Origin of the sequence: Rubrivirga aquatilis (assembly GCF_046845665.1) — a bacterium.
GTDB lineage: Bacteria > Bacteroidota > Rhodothermia > Rhodothermales > Rubricoccaceae > Rubrivirga.
In genome coordinates this window covers 2,954,616-2,968,042 of record NZ_CP177355.1, presented here as the reverse complement: position 1 = coordinate 2,968,042, position 13,427 = coordinate 2,954,616, and the positions used below count along the sequence as shown (strand labels likewise).

Sequence of the window (13,427 nt, the reverse complement as noted above, 5' to 3'; positions counted from 1 at the left end):
AGGGGACGCGCCAAGGTACGGGGGCGGCCTGCGCAAGCTGGGCCTAGGTCGCCGCTAGCCCCTCGCGGATCGGCGTCGTCCCGGCGGTCATCTCAATCACCGCGCCCTCCGTCTCAGAGACGGTCAAGATCGACGCCAGCGCCCCGGCGACGTCCTCGCGGGCGATCTTCCGAGCGCGCGCGTCCGCATCGAGCGACGTGGCGAATGCGGCGGTCCCGGTGGGGGCGCCGTTCGTCAGCGCCGTCGGGCGAAGAATGGTGTAGGTGAGGTCGGTGCCCTGGAGGTGCGCGTCGGCGGCGTGCTTGGCGCGGAGGTAGTCCTGCAACTGGTCGGCCTCCTCCGGAGCGTCGGCGCCGATGGAGCTCAGCATCACGAACCGGCGGACCCCCTGCGCTATCGTGGCGTCGATCAGCGCGATCGCGCCGTCGCGGTCCACGGCTTCGACGGCCTGGCCGCCCGAACCGGCGGCGAAGATGACGGCGTCGGCGCCAGCGGGGGGCTCCGACACGTCGCCGGTGAGGTCGCCGAGGACGGGCTCGCCACCGAGGGCGCGCATGGCGTCGAACTGGTCGTCGTCGCGGACCATCGCGCGGACGGTGTGGCCGGCGTCGGCGAGGATCTGGACGAGGTGCTGGCCGATGGCGCCGTGGGCGCCGGCTACGAGAACGGTCATGGGATCGACGGGAGGGGATAGGGGAGCCCCTCAGACCGGGGCCGCATCCCCACGGTCCCGCCTCCGCCGGGTCTTCCCACAGGCCCCAACCAAAACCGCCCGCCTCGGCGAGCCGGGGCGGGCGGGGACTGTCGTAACAAGGTGGGGAGGGTCAGCCGCGCGCGGCGTCGATCGGCGGCGAGTCGGGCACGGAGCCGACGGCGCCATCGCCCGAGATCGTCGTGCCGGGCGGGATGGGCGCGGCGTCGGGGAGGGGGTGGCCGTGCTTCTCGGGCTGCCACGAGAGCACGTAGTCTGGAGACTCGATGGCCAGCGCCTGCTTGGTCAGCTTGAGCGGCGCGAACGTGTCGACCATCACGGCCAGCTCGTGCGTCTCCTTCGCCCCGATGCTCGCCTCCGTCGTGCCCGGGTGCGGCCCGTGCGGGATGCCGCCAGGGTGCAACGTGAAGCTGCCCCGGCCGATGCCTTTGCGCGACATGAAGTCGCCCTCGGCGTAGTACAGCACCTCGTCGGAGTCGATGTTCGAGTGGTTGTACGGCGCCGGGATTGAGTCCGGGTGGTAGTCGAACAGGCGCGGGACGAAGGAGCACACCACAAAGCCGCGCGCCTCGAACGTCTGGTGGACCGGCGGCGGCTGGTGGATCCGGCCCGTGATGGGCTCGAAGTCGTGGATCGAGAACGCCGTCGGGTACATGTAGCCGTCCCAGCCGACGACGTCGAACGGGTGGTAGCGGTAGACGAACGGGAAGAGCTTCCCGTGCTTCTTGATCTTGACCGTGAACCGGCCCTCTTGGTCGATGGCGGGCGGGTCGCCGGGCGGGCGGAAGTCGCGCTCGCAGTACGGGCTGTGCTCCAGGAGCTGGCCCATGTCGTTGCGGTACCGCTTGGGCGGGCGGAACTCGGTCGGCGACTCCATCACCAGCAGGCGGGGCTGCACGTCGCCTGCGAAGCTCCAACGGTGGATCAGCGTGCGCGGGACGTGGACGTAGTCGCCCTGCACGAAGTCGACCTCGCCGAGCACGGTGTGCAGCGTGCCCTCGCCGTCGTGGACGTAGACCAGCTCGTCGTGCGTGGCGTTCTTGTAGAACGTGTCTGGGGGCATCGCGTCCGTCGGGACGCACATCGACATCACGATGTCGTTGTTGCCCATGATGGGCACGCGGCCGGTCAGCCAGTCGCCGCCGGGCTCGACCTTGGGCCCGAGAAAGTGGCGGTGCGCCAGGAACGCCTCCTCGGCGTACTCGACGGCCACGTCCTCGGGCTCGCCGACGGCCTCGACCAGCGTTGGCGGGTGGATGTGGTACGCGATCGACCCGATGCCGTGGAACCCCTCCTCGCCGAGGACCTCCTCGGTGTACAGGGCGCCGTCGGGGCGCTGGAACTGGGTGTGGCGCTTCGGCGGGATCTGCCCGCGCTGGACGTAGAATGACATGGGACTAGGGACTGTGGGGACTGAGGGGAATGGGGCGGGGACGAGGGGAGGACCGGATGACCCCAGTCCCGAGTCCCTCAGTCCCCAGTCCCTCAGAGATTCCCGCGGCGCTCCTGCTCGCGCTCGATGGCCTCGAAGAGGGCCTTGAAGTTGCCCTTCCCGAAGGACCGCGCGCCCTTGCGCTGGATGATCTCGAAAAAGACCGTCGGGCGGTTGCCGATGGGCTTGGTAAAGATCTGCAGCAGGTAGCCGTCGGGGTCGCGGTCGACCAGGATGCCGAGCTCCGCGAGCTCCGAGAGGTCCTCGTCGATCTCGCCGACACGCTCCGTGAGCTCGTCGTAGTAGGTCGTCGGGACGGTCAGGAAGTCGACGCCGCGCGAGCGGAGTTGGGAGACGGTCTCCAAGATGTTGTCGGTCGCGAGGGCGATGTGCTGGACGCCGGCGCCGCGGTAAAAGTCGAGGTACTCCTCGATCTGGCTCTTCTTCTTGCCCTCGGCCGGCTCGTTGATCGGGAATTTGACCCGCTCGTTCCCATTCGACATCACCTTCGACATCAGGGCCGTGTACTCGGTCGAGATGTCCTCGTCGTCGAACGACATCAAGTTCTTAAAGCCCATCACGTCGCCGTAGTACTGGACGTACTTGTTCATGTCGCCCAGGTCGACGTTCCCGACGCAGTGGTCGACGTACTTGAGGCCGACCGGCTGGGGCGTGAAGTAGTCGTTCACCACGGCCTCGTAGCCGGGCAGGAACGGGCCATCGTACTCGGAGCGGTCGACGAACGTGTGGATCGTCTCGCCATATGTGCCGATGGCGCTCACCGTCACCTTCCCGTTCTCGTCCTCCAGCACTTCGGGCTCGCGGACGGGCACGCCGCCGCGCTTGGTGGTCTCCTCGAAGGCCGAGACGGCGTCGTCCACCATCAGCGCCAAGTCCTTGACGCCGTCACCGTGCAAGCGGACGTGGTCGGCGATCTCGCCCTCGGGCCCCATCGGGGAGGTCACCACGAAGCGGATCTTGTCCTGCTGGAGCAGATAACTGGTGCGGTCGCGGTGGCCGGTCTCCGGGCCGAGGTAGGCCTTGACGTCGAAGCCGAACGTGTGGGCGTAGAAGTGGGCAGCCTGGCGGGCGTTGCCGACCCAGAACTCGACGTAGTCGGTGCCCTGGAGCGGGAGGAAGTCGTCGCCGGGGGCGACGGCGTCAGGGGCCGAGGTCAGGTCGGGCAGGCCCGAGCCGGGCATGGGGGCCTCGGTCGAGACGGCGTCGAGGATGTCGACGGAGGCATCGGAAGCGCTGCCGGCGCCGTCGCCGGACGTGGTGTGGGTGCTCATCGGAAAGCGGGGAGTCGTCGTACCGTTGACGGGGGGGCGGCTCTCTCCGGCCCCTCGTTCCGGGCTAGGTCTAGATACGTCTGGCCGCCGCGCTCGTTTCCGGGCCCCGCGCCGCGCCGCATTTGGAACCGCCCCGCCCGGTGCTGGTCGAGAGGCGACCCTCCCGACACCGACATGCCTCAGTTCGAGATCGAGCCCCGCGAGGGGGACCCCACTTTCGTTCGGGCCCGGACGGCCATCGAGGCGGTGGGCCGACAGCAGGGGGGGGAGGTGGCGCTGGGGGAGTCGGAGGCCGGGTCCGGGTGGCAGGACGTGACGGTCGATGGAGAGGCCTGGGGCCGCATCCGTCCCCGCGACCGGATGCGATTTCGGCGCGACTAGCCCGCCACTGGTCCCTCAGGACTAGGCCGCTGGCCCTCCAGTCCGACGCCGGGGCGGGGCCCGGGCGGTACCGTGGGGGCGTGGCTCTTGCCACCCCTGGGAGCGCGCCGACGCGCTACGATCGTCGGCCCACCCTGAACCGTGTACAGGGTGGGCCGGCTTTTTTTAGAGGGTCGCCAGCATCGTGTTCGAGAAGTGCTGGCGGTAGCGGCCTCGCGCGAGCACCTTGCGGTCGATGGCCTCGATGACGTCGGGCGCGAAGTCGACCCCGGTGGTGGCCTCGATGGAGCCGATGCCGCCGGGGCTGAACACGTTGACCTCCAGCAGGATGCCGCCCGCGATGTCGAGCCCGACCATGAACATGCCGTCCTGGACCAGCTGCGGCCTGACCATCTCGGCGATCTCGAGTTCGCGGTCACCGATCACGGCCGCCTGCGCCGACCCGCCCGCGCTCATGTTGCTGCGGATGTCGCCCTCGGCGCCCTCGCGCCGGAACGCCGCGTAGACGCCGTCGCGCTGGAGCGGCTCGCCGTTGACGAGGTACATCCGCGTATCTGCGCCCGCCGCCTCTTCCAAGAACTCCTGGACGACCATGTAGCCGTTGACGCAGACCGCGTCGATGATCTGGTTGAGGTTGGCGTGGTCGCCCTCGCGGACCACGAACACCCCGTCACCGCCGGAGCCCTGGAAGGGCTTGATGATGGCGTCGCCCCCGTGGTCGTCGATGAAGCGGCGCACGTCGTCGGCATGGCGCGTGACCAGCGTTTTCGGTCGGACCGACGGCGGGAAGTTCTGGAAGTAGACCTTATTGACGGCCTTCGCGAGCCCGTCGGGGTCGTTCAGCACAAGCACGCCGCGCCGTGCGGCCATCTGCCCGAACACGATGCCGGCCGACTGCGCCCAGCCTCGCGTGCCCGCGTCGTCGGCGGGGTCGTTGCGCAGGAGGATCGCGTCGATGTCGGTGATGTCCATCCGCTCCTCGACGCCGTCCTCGGAGACGCCAGCCCAGAAGGTCTTGGTGGTCTTGTACGTCCCGCCGGGGCGGCGGACGCGGACGGCCATGCTCTCGTCGGGCTCGCAGATGAAGTCCTCGACGGAGAGGTAGAGCACGTCGTGGCCCGCTTTGTGGGCGGCGAGCGCCAGCCGGGTGGTGGTGAAGACCGACTTCTCGGTGGCGAAGTCGTTGATCAGAAAGGCGAGGCGCATTGGAGAGGGGAGTGGGGGCGAGCGAGAAGGACCGGGCAGAAGGCCTAGGCCTCGGGCGCGAGCAGGTCGAGGAGGGAGAGGCCGCCGTGCGCACGGACGAGCCGCCGGCGGGTCGTCTCGGCGTCGGCGTGGAGCGGTCGGAGCGGCGGGTCGGACAGGACGCCGCGCGCGCGGAGGTCGGCGATGGCCGGGGCGTGCCGGAGGGCAATCTTGCCGATAAAGAGGGGCCACAGCGGATGGCCGTCGCCGAGGTGCCGGAGCAGGTCGCGCAGGCCCCGGAGGTACACCATGTCTTTCGTCAGCCCGCCACCCCGGTACAAGCGCAGGGTGACGGTGAACGCGGCCCGGTCGCTCAGCCCGGCCTCGTCGCTGATGATGCGGAACGTCTCGACAAAGTCGGCGCCCTCGGCCAGCGCGCGCGCGCCGAGCACGCGCGCGGCCAACGTCCGAAACCGGCCGTGCGTCAGCCCGCCGACGAGCCACTCGGCCAGGACCGCGAGCCCCTCCTGCAGGTCTTGGTAGCCCGCGAGCCCGTAGCGCAGCATCCGCAACGGCTGGGCGGCGCCGTTGGCGAACGTCAGCACGTGCGTGCCGACCTCGTGCGCTAGGAGGGCCTCGACACGAGCGGCCGGGATCTGGGTGTGCGCGCCGATCAGCAGGCGCCCGTCGGAGACCATCAGGCTCCCCGGGATGTCGTCGCGGATCTGGACGTCCTGGGGCACGTCGGCCGAGACGGCGCCGTAGGCGTCGAGTTGGACGCGAGCGGCGGCGGCAAAGGCGGTGGCTCCCACGACTTCGCTCCCGGCGGCGGCGGTTGGCGAGCCGTCGAGCGTCGCGATCAGCTGGCGGGCGAGCTGGACCAACTCGTCGTCCGGAGCGCCGTAGACGCGCAGGCTGGTCGGGAGGAATTGGGGCGTGTCGATGTCGAGCGTCAGCCGCACGTGGTCGGCGATCTCGTCGCGGGACTCGCGGAGCAGCCCGGCGACCACGGGGTCCTCGACCTCGTCGAGCGGGAGCGAGAAGAGCGTCCGTCGGGCGGCGTCGGGGTCGAACGCCAGCGGGCGGTAGACGAACTCCGGGGCCCGGTCGCAGGTCGACCGGAACTCCTCCCAGGCCGCGTCCCCGTTGACCGGCGTGATCTGCAAGAGCAGCCCGAACGAGCTGGCGACCTCCGCAAGTCCGGCGTCGACGGCGGCGGCGGCGGGCTCCAGCGTCGCGCGGCCGATCTCAGACAGCGGGACGGCGGCCCGCGCGGCAGCGGCCTGGCGGATGGCCGGGGCCAACGCGTCGCGGATGGCCGCCAGCACGCGGGGATAGAACTCGCCGTCGCGCGCGTTGACGAAGACGGCGTCGACCGCCAGCCCGAGCGCGCCCGGCACGTCGAGCGGCGCCAGCCCGGGCGGCGCGACCGAGTCGGCCACGATGTGGTCCACGCTCGCGCCCTGCCCGGCGACCTCGATGCCCGACAGCGCGTCGGACAGCGCCTCGACGGTAGCCGCATCCGGGCCCGCAGGCGTGGTGAACAAGGTGAAGCCCGGCGCGCGGTCGAACGGGTCCGGCCCGTCGTCGTGCTCGGCGTCGAGCGGGGTCCAGACCTCGACCACGAGCGGCGGCGTGCCCGCCTCATGGAGCACCTCGGCGACGGCGCGGATGGCGGCGCGAGCGGCCGCGACGTCCGGACCGGAGGCGATGACGTAGGCCGGCTGCGTCGTCACCAGGGTGTGCGCGTCGGTGCACGTCGCCGGGACGTGCGACGCGGTGTCGGCCGGGGCGCAGCGGTGGACCGCCAGCACGGGTACGGCGTGGTCCACGAACACGACGCCATCGTCGGGAAGCGAGAGGCGGACCGGCTCGCCGCGGCGGAGCCCGTCGCGGACGGCGGTCGCGATGGCGTCGGACGTCACGGCGTCAGCCGCTCACGGGCCGCCAGCGCCCCCTCGGTGGTCGACGCCAGTGCCCGGTGCAAGGCGCCGAACCGCTCGCGGTCGAGGGCGCCGCTCCACTCGTCCATGAAGGTCTTCTTGAACTCGACGGCGATCACGCAAGCGGCGCTCCCGAACGTTTCGTGGATCCACTGCGAGAAGTGACCGCCCTGGAATTTGACGTTCTCGCGCACGTCGAGGTCGGGGATGCCCGCCTCGGCGGCGCCGGCCCTCAGGTCGGCCATGAACCCGTCGACGAGCGGGCCCCAGCGCTCGCGGTCCAGCGAGCCGGTCCCGACATTGACCACCGGGTTGGCCTCGGGGTCCGCGACCGGCCCGTCCGCGCCGTCGCGGCGGTGGTTGTACGAGTGGAGGTCGTAGACGACGACGGACCCGTGCTGCTGAATCTTGAGCCGCAGCAGCTTGTCGACGGCGGCGTGAAAGTCGTCGTAAAGGCGCATCGAGCGCTCCGCGACGGCGTCCGGGACGTCGCCCTCCCAGACGGTCAGGCCCCAGGCGTCGTCGGGCGTGCGGTACAGGGCCTTCTCGCGCGGCCGGTTGAGGTCGATCTCGAACCGCGAGCGGTGGCCGACGATGCGGGTCGACGCGACGTCCGTAAGGCGGCCGGTGAACGGGTCCTCCTCCCGCAAGCGACCGGCGTCGTCGAGCGCGACGTGCGGGAGGGTGTCGGGGTGGATGGCGTGGCCATCGTGGACGGCGGCGGCGACGAGGGGGCCTGGGCCGACGGCGATCGAGAAGGGGTCGGACATGTGCGGGGAGAGGGGCCTCGGATACGCGGCGGCTGCGGGGGTGTTCGCAGCGTGTCCCGGCCCTCCGCCCCCCCCCCTTCGCCGCTGTGGCCGATCGGGCACTCCGCCGACGCCGGGATCTGTGCGGGTACCTTCGGGCATGACCGCCCAGAGGTTCGCGTGCCCCCGCTGATGCCCGCCGTGCTTTCCCCGTGGGCTGGCATCGCCGGCGTGCTCGGCGCGTTCGGGCTGACGCTGGCCGTGCTCCGGTGGGCCCAACTCCGGCAGGGCCTGGGTGCCGTCGCCACCCAGAAGGCGCTCCACGCCGCGATGAGCGCCGTCGCCCTGTCGCTGCCCTGGCTGTTCGAGGCCGACTGGCCTCTGGCGATCCTCGCAGCCGTGGCCGTGTCGACGGCGCTGGCGATCCGGCTCGTCCCGGCCTTGCGCCGATCGGTGGGGCACGTGCTCCACGATGGCGCCGCGTCGATCGGCGACGTAGGCTTTCCGCTTGCCGTGTGGGCGCTGTACGTGCTGGCGGACGGGTCCACGGTGCTCTACACGATCCCGATCCTGCTGCTCGGCATCGCCAGCCCCGTCGCAGGGCTCGTGGCGGAGCGCCACGATGTGGCCCGGTTCGACGACGTGGAGGACAAGAGCCAGGAGGGCGCCGTCGCGTTCTTGTTCGTGGCCTTCCTGTGTGTCCACGTGCCGTTGCTCGTGTTCACGCCGGTCGGGCGGACGGAGGCGCTGTGGATCGGCGCGATCGTGGCCGTGCTCGCGACGATCGTCGAGACCGTCTCGTGGCGGGGGCTCAACAACGTGTTCGTGCCGCTCGGAGCGTACGTCGTGCTGGTCCGCCTGCTGACGTTCGACGCGACGTTGCTGGCCGGCCACGCGGCCGTCCTGACAGGGCTGCTGGCCGTCGTGGCCGTGCTCCGGCGCGAGACGACGGTCGGCGGGGCGGGCGTGTTCGGGGTCGCGCTCGTGGGCTATCTCGTCTGGGCGCTCGGCGGGACGGCGTGGCTGCTGTCACCCGCGCTCGTGTTCGTGCTGTACGCGCGCATCTGGCCGGCGGCGCGCGAGGCCGACGGGCTCCCTCACGACCCCCGCCGCCGCCCACACACCTCGAGCAACGTCTTTAGCGTGTCGTCTGTCGGCGTGATGTGGCTGCTCGCCGCGAGCGCCGTCGGCGCCGACCTGCTCTTTCCCTACGCCGTCGCGTGGTCGGTCGCGTTCGCCTTCCTCGGCGTCGACCGCATGATGGTCGCCCGCCCGGACTGGGGCGTGCTCGGCCTGACGTGGCGGGCGGCCTGGCGGGCGACGCTCGTCGGGATCGGGCCGGTGCTGCTGGTGATGTGGCTCCGCGTGTGGGCCGAAGAAACCACCGGCTCGATCGCGGGCGCACCGGCGCCGACCCATCCGTTGACGATGACCGCCGTCGCCCTCGTGGTCGGGCTGGTGGCCACGGCCATCGGCGCGGCGGTGCTGGCGCGCTGGAAGGGGCCCATCGACCACGACTCCTCGGCGTTCGCCGGGCGTGTGTACCGAGCCGCCATCGTGGCGCCCCTCTCGGCCCTCGGCTTGATCGTTGCGTCGTTGGTCTGAGACACCGCAGACGCAGGCTGTCCGTTTGGGAGGGCGATCCCTGAGCGTTGCGCCCGGCCGACGGCTTCGGCACCCGGTCGGCGGCTCCGGCGTACTCTTCCCTCACGCCACGCCCTCTCCGCCATGTTTGGACGCCTCCGTCAGTCCCGCCAGCGCCGCCGCCTAGCAGCCCTCACGCTCGACGCGGCCCGAGGCCGGGCGTCCCGCGGCGCCGCCCTGCTCGACGACCGAGACGGCGGATGGGCGGCCCACGTCGACACGGCCACGCTGGAGCTCGCCGACGGCACCGCGTGCGTGCTGGGCCAACTCGCAGGCGAGTACCGCGTCGGCTTGCGGGCCCGCGTCTTCGACCTGTCGAGCGCGCCGACCCGGTTCGTCTCGCCGGTCGACCTCGGGTTCCAGGCCGTCGGCGACCTCGGCGAGGCGGCCGAGGCCCTCGACTACGCGTTTCTGACCCGGGCGTGGCGCGAGGAGATCACCGCCCGCCAGCCGGCCGCGCCGACGGGGCGCTCGCGTCCCCACAGCACGGCCCCGGCGTAGCCCCGGCTAGGTCGGGGTGGCCTTCACGATCAAGCCCTCGCCGCAGTACTTGCAGTGCCGGGCGTCGGCGTCGTGGTCGTCGAGCCCGCAGATGGGGCACGTGTCGACCTGGACCTCGATGGGCGTCCGGATGGCAAACGCGTCGGCCAGCCGTTTGGACCGGGCCATGCCGAGTTCGACCGTCACGATCCCCGTCGGCACGGCGATGATCCCGTAGCCGACGATGACGAGGGCGACGGTGAGGAACTGCCCGACCGCCGTCTGCGCCGCGATGTCGCCGTAGCCGACCGTCGTGACGGTGATGACGGCCCAATAGACGCTCCGGGGGATCGAGGTGAACCCGTTCTCGCCGCCCTCGATGAGGTACATCAGCGACCCGGCGACGGTCACCAGCGTCAGCACGACGAAGATGAAGACCAGGATTTTGCGGCGGCTGGCGGCGAGCGCCCGGCGGAGCTGGTCGGCCTCGTCGAGGTAGTTGCCCAGCTTGAGGACGCGGAAGACGCGGAGCGCGCGCAGGATGCGGACCGTGACCAGCACCTGGGCGCCGCCCTCCGGGTACAGCAGCGTGATGTACGTGGGCAGGATCGAGAGCACGTCGACGACGCCGAAAAAGCTGCGCGCGTAGCGGAACGGGTTCTGCAGGACGGCCAGCCGCAGGCCGTACTCGATCGTAAACAGGATGGTGAAGAACCACTCGATGACGAACAGCGCGTCGGCGTATTGGACCTGGATCTCGCCGACGCTCTCCAGCATCACCACGATGACGCTCACCAAGATGGCGATGATCAGAACGATGTCGAACGCCTTCGCGACGGGGTCATCGGCGTGGAAGACGATCTCGAAGAGCCGCCGCCGGAGGCCTGTACCGACGGGGCGGAAGCCCTCGGGCGTCGGGCGGTCGGGGTCGAGGTGTGTCGCGGGCGTCGGCTCGGGCATCGGGGCAAGCTAGCCGCGAGCGGCGACGGCGTCGGCCAGGACGGCCTCGAAGCGGTGGGCGATGGCGCCGAGGTCAAAGGCGCGCTCGGCATACGTGCGGCCGGCGGTCCCGGCCCGGCCACGCTCGGCGTCGTCGGCCAGGAACGCCAGCACGGCATCGGCGAGCGCGTCGGCGTCGCCGGGCGGGACGACGGTGCCTGCGCGTTCGCGCACGACGATCCGGGCCGCGAGGTTGTCGGGGGGCACTGAGAGCACGGCGGGTCGGCCCGCACACACGTACGCGAGCACCTTCGACGGCACCGACACGGCGCTCGCCTCGGGCTCCAGCACGGCCACGAACACGTCGGCCGAGCCGAGCACGTCGGGGAAGACCTCGAACGGTTGGAAGGGCAAGAGCACGACGTTCGCCAGCCCGCGCTCGCGCTGCGCGGTCGCCAGCCAGTCGGCGCCCTCACCCGACGACACGACGACGAGGCGGGCGTCGGGGGCCGCGTGCGCCAGCCGTTCGGCGAGGTGCGCGAGTCCGGCCGGATCGTGCTTCATGCCCAGCGTCCCGGAGTACAGCACGACGGGGCGCTCTGCCAGCCCGTGGGCACGGGCCCAGGCGTTGTCGCGCGGGCGCTGGGGGAGGTCGGCGAGTGGGGCCCAGTTTTCGATCACCGACACGCGCTCGGGGCGGACGCGCCAGCGGGCCAGGAGCGGCCGGAAAGCGTCGGTGATCGCGAGCACGGCGTCCGCGCCCCGTAGCAGGCGCCCTTCGCGTGCCTCGAACGCCCGTCCGAGCAGGTCGCCAGCGACGCCGAGCTTCCGCGCCAGCACGGCCCGCGTCCCGACCGAATGGACGTCCTGAAGCCAGTTCACAAACGCGGCGCCTTGCCCGTGCGCGGCGGCCATCAGCGGAGCGATCACGTCGAGCGAGGCGTTGGCGCCGATCACCACCTCCGCGTCCCACCGACGCACGTGCTCGGCGGCGGCCTTGCCGAACCGGGCTTCCGCCTGCCGCCGACGCACGAGCCCCGCCAGCGACCGCGCGCGTTTGTCGACGGGCGTCGTCACCACGGGGTCGAGCGATAGCGTCGGCGGGTCGTCGGCGCGCGGGGCGAGCTCGCCCTGCGGGGCCTCATTGGTCGCCGAGAAGCCGTAGCGGACGGCGTGGCCCCGGCGCGCCAACTCGCGGGCGAGGCCGACGAGAAACGCATGACCGCCGTAGTCGTGGAGGTAGATCCGCATGGGCTGAAACGACTCGCGCCCGGCCATCGGGGCCGGGCGCGAGGGCCGGAGGGAATCGGTGGCGCGAGGGAGACTTGAACTCCCGACCTCAGGGTTATGAATCCTGCGCTCTAACCAGCTGAGCTACCGCGCCGGGGTCGCCAGAATACGCCGCCGGCGCGCCGGGCCTCAATCCAAGCTTTGAGGAAGCGCCAGAGCGAGGGGCACCCGTCCCCAACTCCAGCCACGCGTCGCAGACGCGTCGGGGAGCGGTCCCGCCGACCAGCACGCTAGCCAAGCGCGTGGCGCCAGGCGGCGGCCACCATCGCCGGGGGCACGTCCGTCGCCAGCCGCGCGTGGCCGACGGCGTCGAGGACCACGAACCGCACCCCGCCGGCAGTACGCTTCTTGTCGGATGCCATCGCGGCGGTCAGGCGCTCAGGGTCGAGCGCCGGGGCGGGCGGCGCGAGCCGAGAGACCAACTCGTCGGCCGACTCCAAGGGGCCGAGGTGGGCCGCGACGGCGCCGCTCGCGAGCGACGCGGACAGGTGCAAGGCCGCGCGCATCCCGAGGGCGACCGCCTCGCCGTGCGTAAACACGCCGTACCCCGCCTCGCGCTCGATGGCGTGGCCGAACGTGTGGCCAAAGTTGAGGTGCGCCCGGACCCCCGCCTCGCGCTCGTCGGCGGACACTACGGCCGCCTTCACTGCGGCGGCATCCCGGACGAGAGCGGCGACGACCTCGGGCCGGCGACTGAGAAGGGCGTCCCAGTCGTCACGCAGCCGACCCGCCAGTTCGACGTCCGAGATCAGGGCGTGCTTGACGGCCTCCGCGAGCCCGCTGCGAAAGTCCCGGTCGGGCAACGTCGCCAACGTGGCTGGGTCGGCCAGGACGACGGCGGGCTGATGAAACGCGCCGACCAAGTTTTTGCCGGTCGCGTGGTTGATCCCGGTCTTTCCCCCGATGGCGCTGTCGACCTGCGCGATCGTCGTAGTCGGGATCTGGACGAACGGTAGGCCCCGCAACAGCGTCGCCGCCGCGAAGCCGGCCAGGTCCCCGACGACGCCGCCCCCGAGCGCGAGCACGGGCGTCTGGCGGTCGATGCCTACCCCGAGCGCCCAGTCGAGCACGTCGCCGTAGGTCGCCTGCGATTTCGAGGACTCGCCAGCGGCGACCGCCAGCGTCTCGACGGACCGGCCGTCGGTGCGGAGCGCGTCCGCCAGCGCCGCCAGCCACAGCGGGCCCACCGTCGCGTCGGTGACGACCAGGACGCGGCCGGGCAGTCCCGCCTCGCGAAGGTGGCGCGGCGCCGTCGCTAAGGCGTCGAAGTGGACGGCGTAGCCCCGGTCCTCGGGGAGCGAGACGTGAACGGGAGCGAGGGGCACGGCGGCAGTGGGGAGCGCGCGCAAGATCGCCAAACGAACGAGGGCGCCCGAAGGC

General features: G+C 71.5%; 12 protein-coding genes and 1 tRNA gene. 3 read left to right on the top strand and 10 right to left on the bottom strand.

Going from position 1 to position 13,427, the window contains the following annotated elements:
- Window positions 1-43 precede the first annotated feature (43 nt).
- The 3 genes from ACLII4_RS13040 to hppD all read right to left on the bottom strand — a co-directional run bounded on the left by ACLII4_RS13040 (window position 44) and on the right by hppD (window position 3,346).
- Window positions 44-673, bottom strand: a complete 630-nt coding sequence (locus ACLII4_RS13040) for an SDR family oxidoreductase (protein WP_412067839.1) — start codon at window positions 671-673, stop codon at window positions 44-46.
- A gap of 151 nt (window positions 674-824) precedes the next feature.
- Window positions 825-2,105, bottom strand: coding sequence for a homogentisate 1,2-dioxygenase (locus ACLII4_RS13035; protein ID WP_412067838.1), 1,281 nt, complete (start codon window positions 2,103-2,105; stop codon window positions 825-827).
- 92 nt (window positions 2,106-2,197) lie between these two features.
- On the bottom strand, window positions 2,198-3,346 hold the full coding sequence (hppD, locus tag ACLII4_RS13030; protein ID WP_412070567.1) for a 4-hydroxyphenylpyruvate dioxygenase: 1,149 nt from the start codon (window positions 3,344-3,346) through the stop codon (window positions 2,198-2,200).
- Between the two features lie 264 nt (window positions 3,347-3,610).
- Between hppD and ACLII4_RS13025 the strand changes: the two genes are divergently transcribed.
- Window positions 3,611-3,817 carry a hypothetical protein gene (locus ACLII4_RS13025; RefSeq protein WP_412067837.1) on the top strand — a complete coding sequence of 69 codons (207 nt, stop codon included), beginning with the start codon at window positions 3,611-3,613 and terminating at the stop codon, window positions 3,815-3,817.
- 165 nt (window positions 3,818-3,982) lie between these two features.
- On the opposite strand, the gene ACLII4_RS13020 is transcribed toward ACLII4_RS13025, so the two are convergent.
- From ACLII4_RS13020 to ACLII4_RS13010, 3 genes are read right to left on the bottom strand one after another with little or no spacing between them, the layout of a single operon-like run.
- Window positions 3,983-5,023 (bottom strand): glutathione synthetase, encoded by a 1,041-nt coding sequence (locus tag ACLII4_RS13020; RefSeq protein ID WP_412067836.1) that lies wholly within the window; start codon window positions 5,021-5,023, stop codon window positions 3,983-3,985.
- A gap of 44 nt (window positions 5,024-5,067) precedes the next feature.
- Window positions 5,068-6,927 carry a flavohemoglobin expression-modulating QEGLA motif protein gene (locus tag ACLII4_RS13015; protein ID WP_412067835.1) on the bottom strand — a complete coding sequence of 620 codons (1,860 nt, stop codon included), beginning with the start codon at window positions 6,925-6,927 and terminating at the stop codon, window positions 5,068-5,070.
- Window positions 6,924-7,715, bottom strand: a complete 792-nt coding sequence (locus tag ACLII4_RS13010; protein ID WP_412067834.1) for an N-formylglutamate amidohydrolase — start codon at window positions 7,713-7,715, stop codon at window positions 6,924-6,926. The genes ACLII4_RS13015 and ACLII4_RS13010 overlap by 4 nt, the downstream gene beginning before the upstream one ends.
- 159 nt (window positions 7,716-7,874) lie before the next feature.
- On the opposite strand from ACLII4_RS13010, the gene ACLII4_RS13005 reads away from it, so the two are divergent.
- Together ACLII4_RS13005 and ACLII4_RS13000 are read left to right on the top strand one after the other, a co-directional pair.
- Window positions 7,875-9,299: a hypothetical protein gene (locus ACLII4_RS13005; RefSeq protein WP_412067833.1), complete on the top strand. Its 1,425-nt coding sequence runs from the start codon at window positions 7,875-7,877 to the stop codon at window positions 9,297-9,299.
- Between the two features lie 123 nt (window positions 9,300-9,422).
- Window positions 9,423-9,839 (top strand): hypothetical protein, encoded by a 417-nt coding sequence (locus ACLII4_RS13000; RefSeq protein WP_412067832.1) that lies wholly within the window; start codon window positions 9,423-9,425, stop codon window positions 9,837-9,839.
- 6 nt (window positions 9,840-9,845) lie between these two features.
- Here the strand turns inward: ACLII4_RS13000 and ACLII4_RS12995 are convergent, their stop codons facing one another.
- The 4 genes from ACLII4_RS12995 to aroB all read right to left on the bottom strand — a co-directional run bounded on the left by ACLII4_RS12995 (window position 9,846) and on the right by aroB (window position 13,372).
- The gene (locus ACLII4_RS12995; protein ID WP_412067831.1) at window positions 9,846-10,778 is read right to left on the bottom strand and encodes an ion transporter; all 933 of its coding nucleotides are present in this window, start codon (window positions 10,776-10,778) and stop codon (window positions 9,846-9,848) included.
- 9 nt (window positions 10,779-10,787) lie between these two features.
- The gene (locus ACLII4_RS12990; RefSeq protein ID WP_412067830.1) at window positions 10,788-12,008 is read right to left on the bottom strand and encodes a glycosyltransferase family 4 protein; all 1,221 of its coding nucleotides are present in this window, start codon (window positions 12,006-12,008) and stop codon (window positions 10,788-10,790) included.
- A gap of 59 nt (window positions 12,009-12,067) precedes the next feature.
- Window positions 12,068-12,141, bottom strand: a tRNA-Met gene (locus ACLII4_RS12985).
- Between the two features lie 136 nt (window positions 12,142-12,277).
- Window positions 12,278-13,372, bottom strand: coding sequence for a 3-dehydroquinate synthase (gene aroB / locus ACLII4_RS12980; RefSeq protein ID WP_412067829.1), 1,095 nt, complete (start codon window positions 13,370-13,372; stop codon window positions 12,278-12,280).
- Window positions 13,373-13,427 lie beyond the last annotated feature (55 nt).

Coding starts and splice junctions, on each gene's coding strand:
- ACLII4_RS13040 (WP_412067839.1), bottom strand. CDS start 673: ATGACCGTTCTCGTAGCCGGCGCCCACGGCGCCATCGGCCAGCACCTC.
- ACLII4_RS13035 (WP_412067838.1), bottom strand. CDS start 2,105: ATGTCATTCTACGTCCAGCGCGGGCAGATCCCGCCGAAGCGCCACACC.
- hppD (WP_412070567.1), bottom strand. CDS start 3,346: ATGCCCGGCTCGGGCCTGCCCGACCTGACCTCGGCCCCTGACGCCGTC.
- ACLII4_RS13025 (WP_412067837.1), top strand. CDS start 3,611: ATGCCTCAGTTCGAGATCGAGCCCCGCGAGGGGGACCCCACTTTCGTT.
- ACLII4_RS13020 (WP_412067836.1), bottom strand. CDS start 5,023: ATGCGCCTCGCCTTTCTGATCAACGACTTCGCCACCGAGAAGTCGGTC.
- ACLII4_RS13010 (WP_412067834.1), bottom strand. CDS start 7,715: ATGTCCGACCCCTTCTCGATCGCCGTCGGCCCAGGCCCCCTCGTCGCC.
- ACLII4_RS13000 (WP_412067832.1), top strand. CDS start 9,423: ATGTTTGGACGCCTCCGTCAGTCCCGCCAGCGCCGCCGCCTAGCAGCC.
- ACLII4_RS12995 (WP_412067831.1), bottom strand. CDS start 10,778: ATGCCCGAGCCGACGCCCGCGACACACCTCGACCCCGACCGCCCGACG.
- ACLII4_RS12990 (WP_412067830.1), bottom strand. CDS start 12,008: ATGCGGATCTACCTCCACGACTACGGCGGTCATGCGTTTCTCGTCGGC.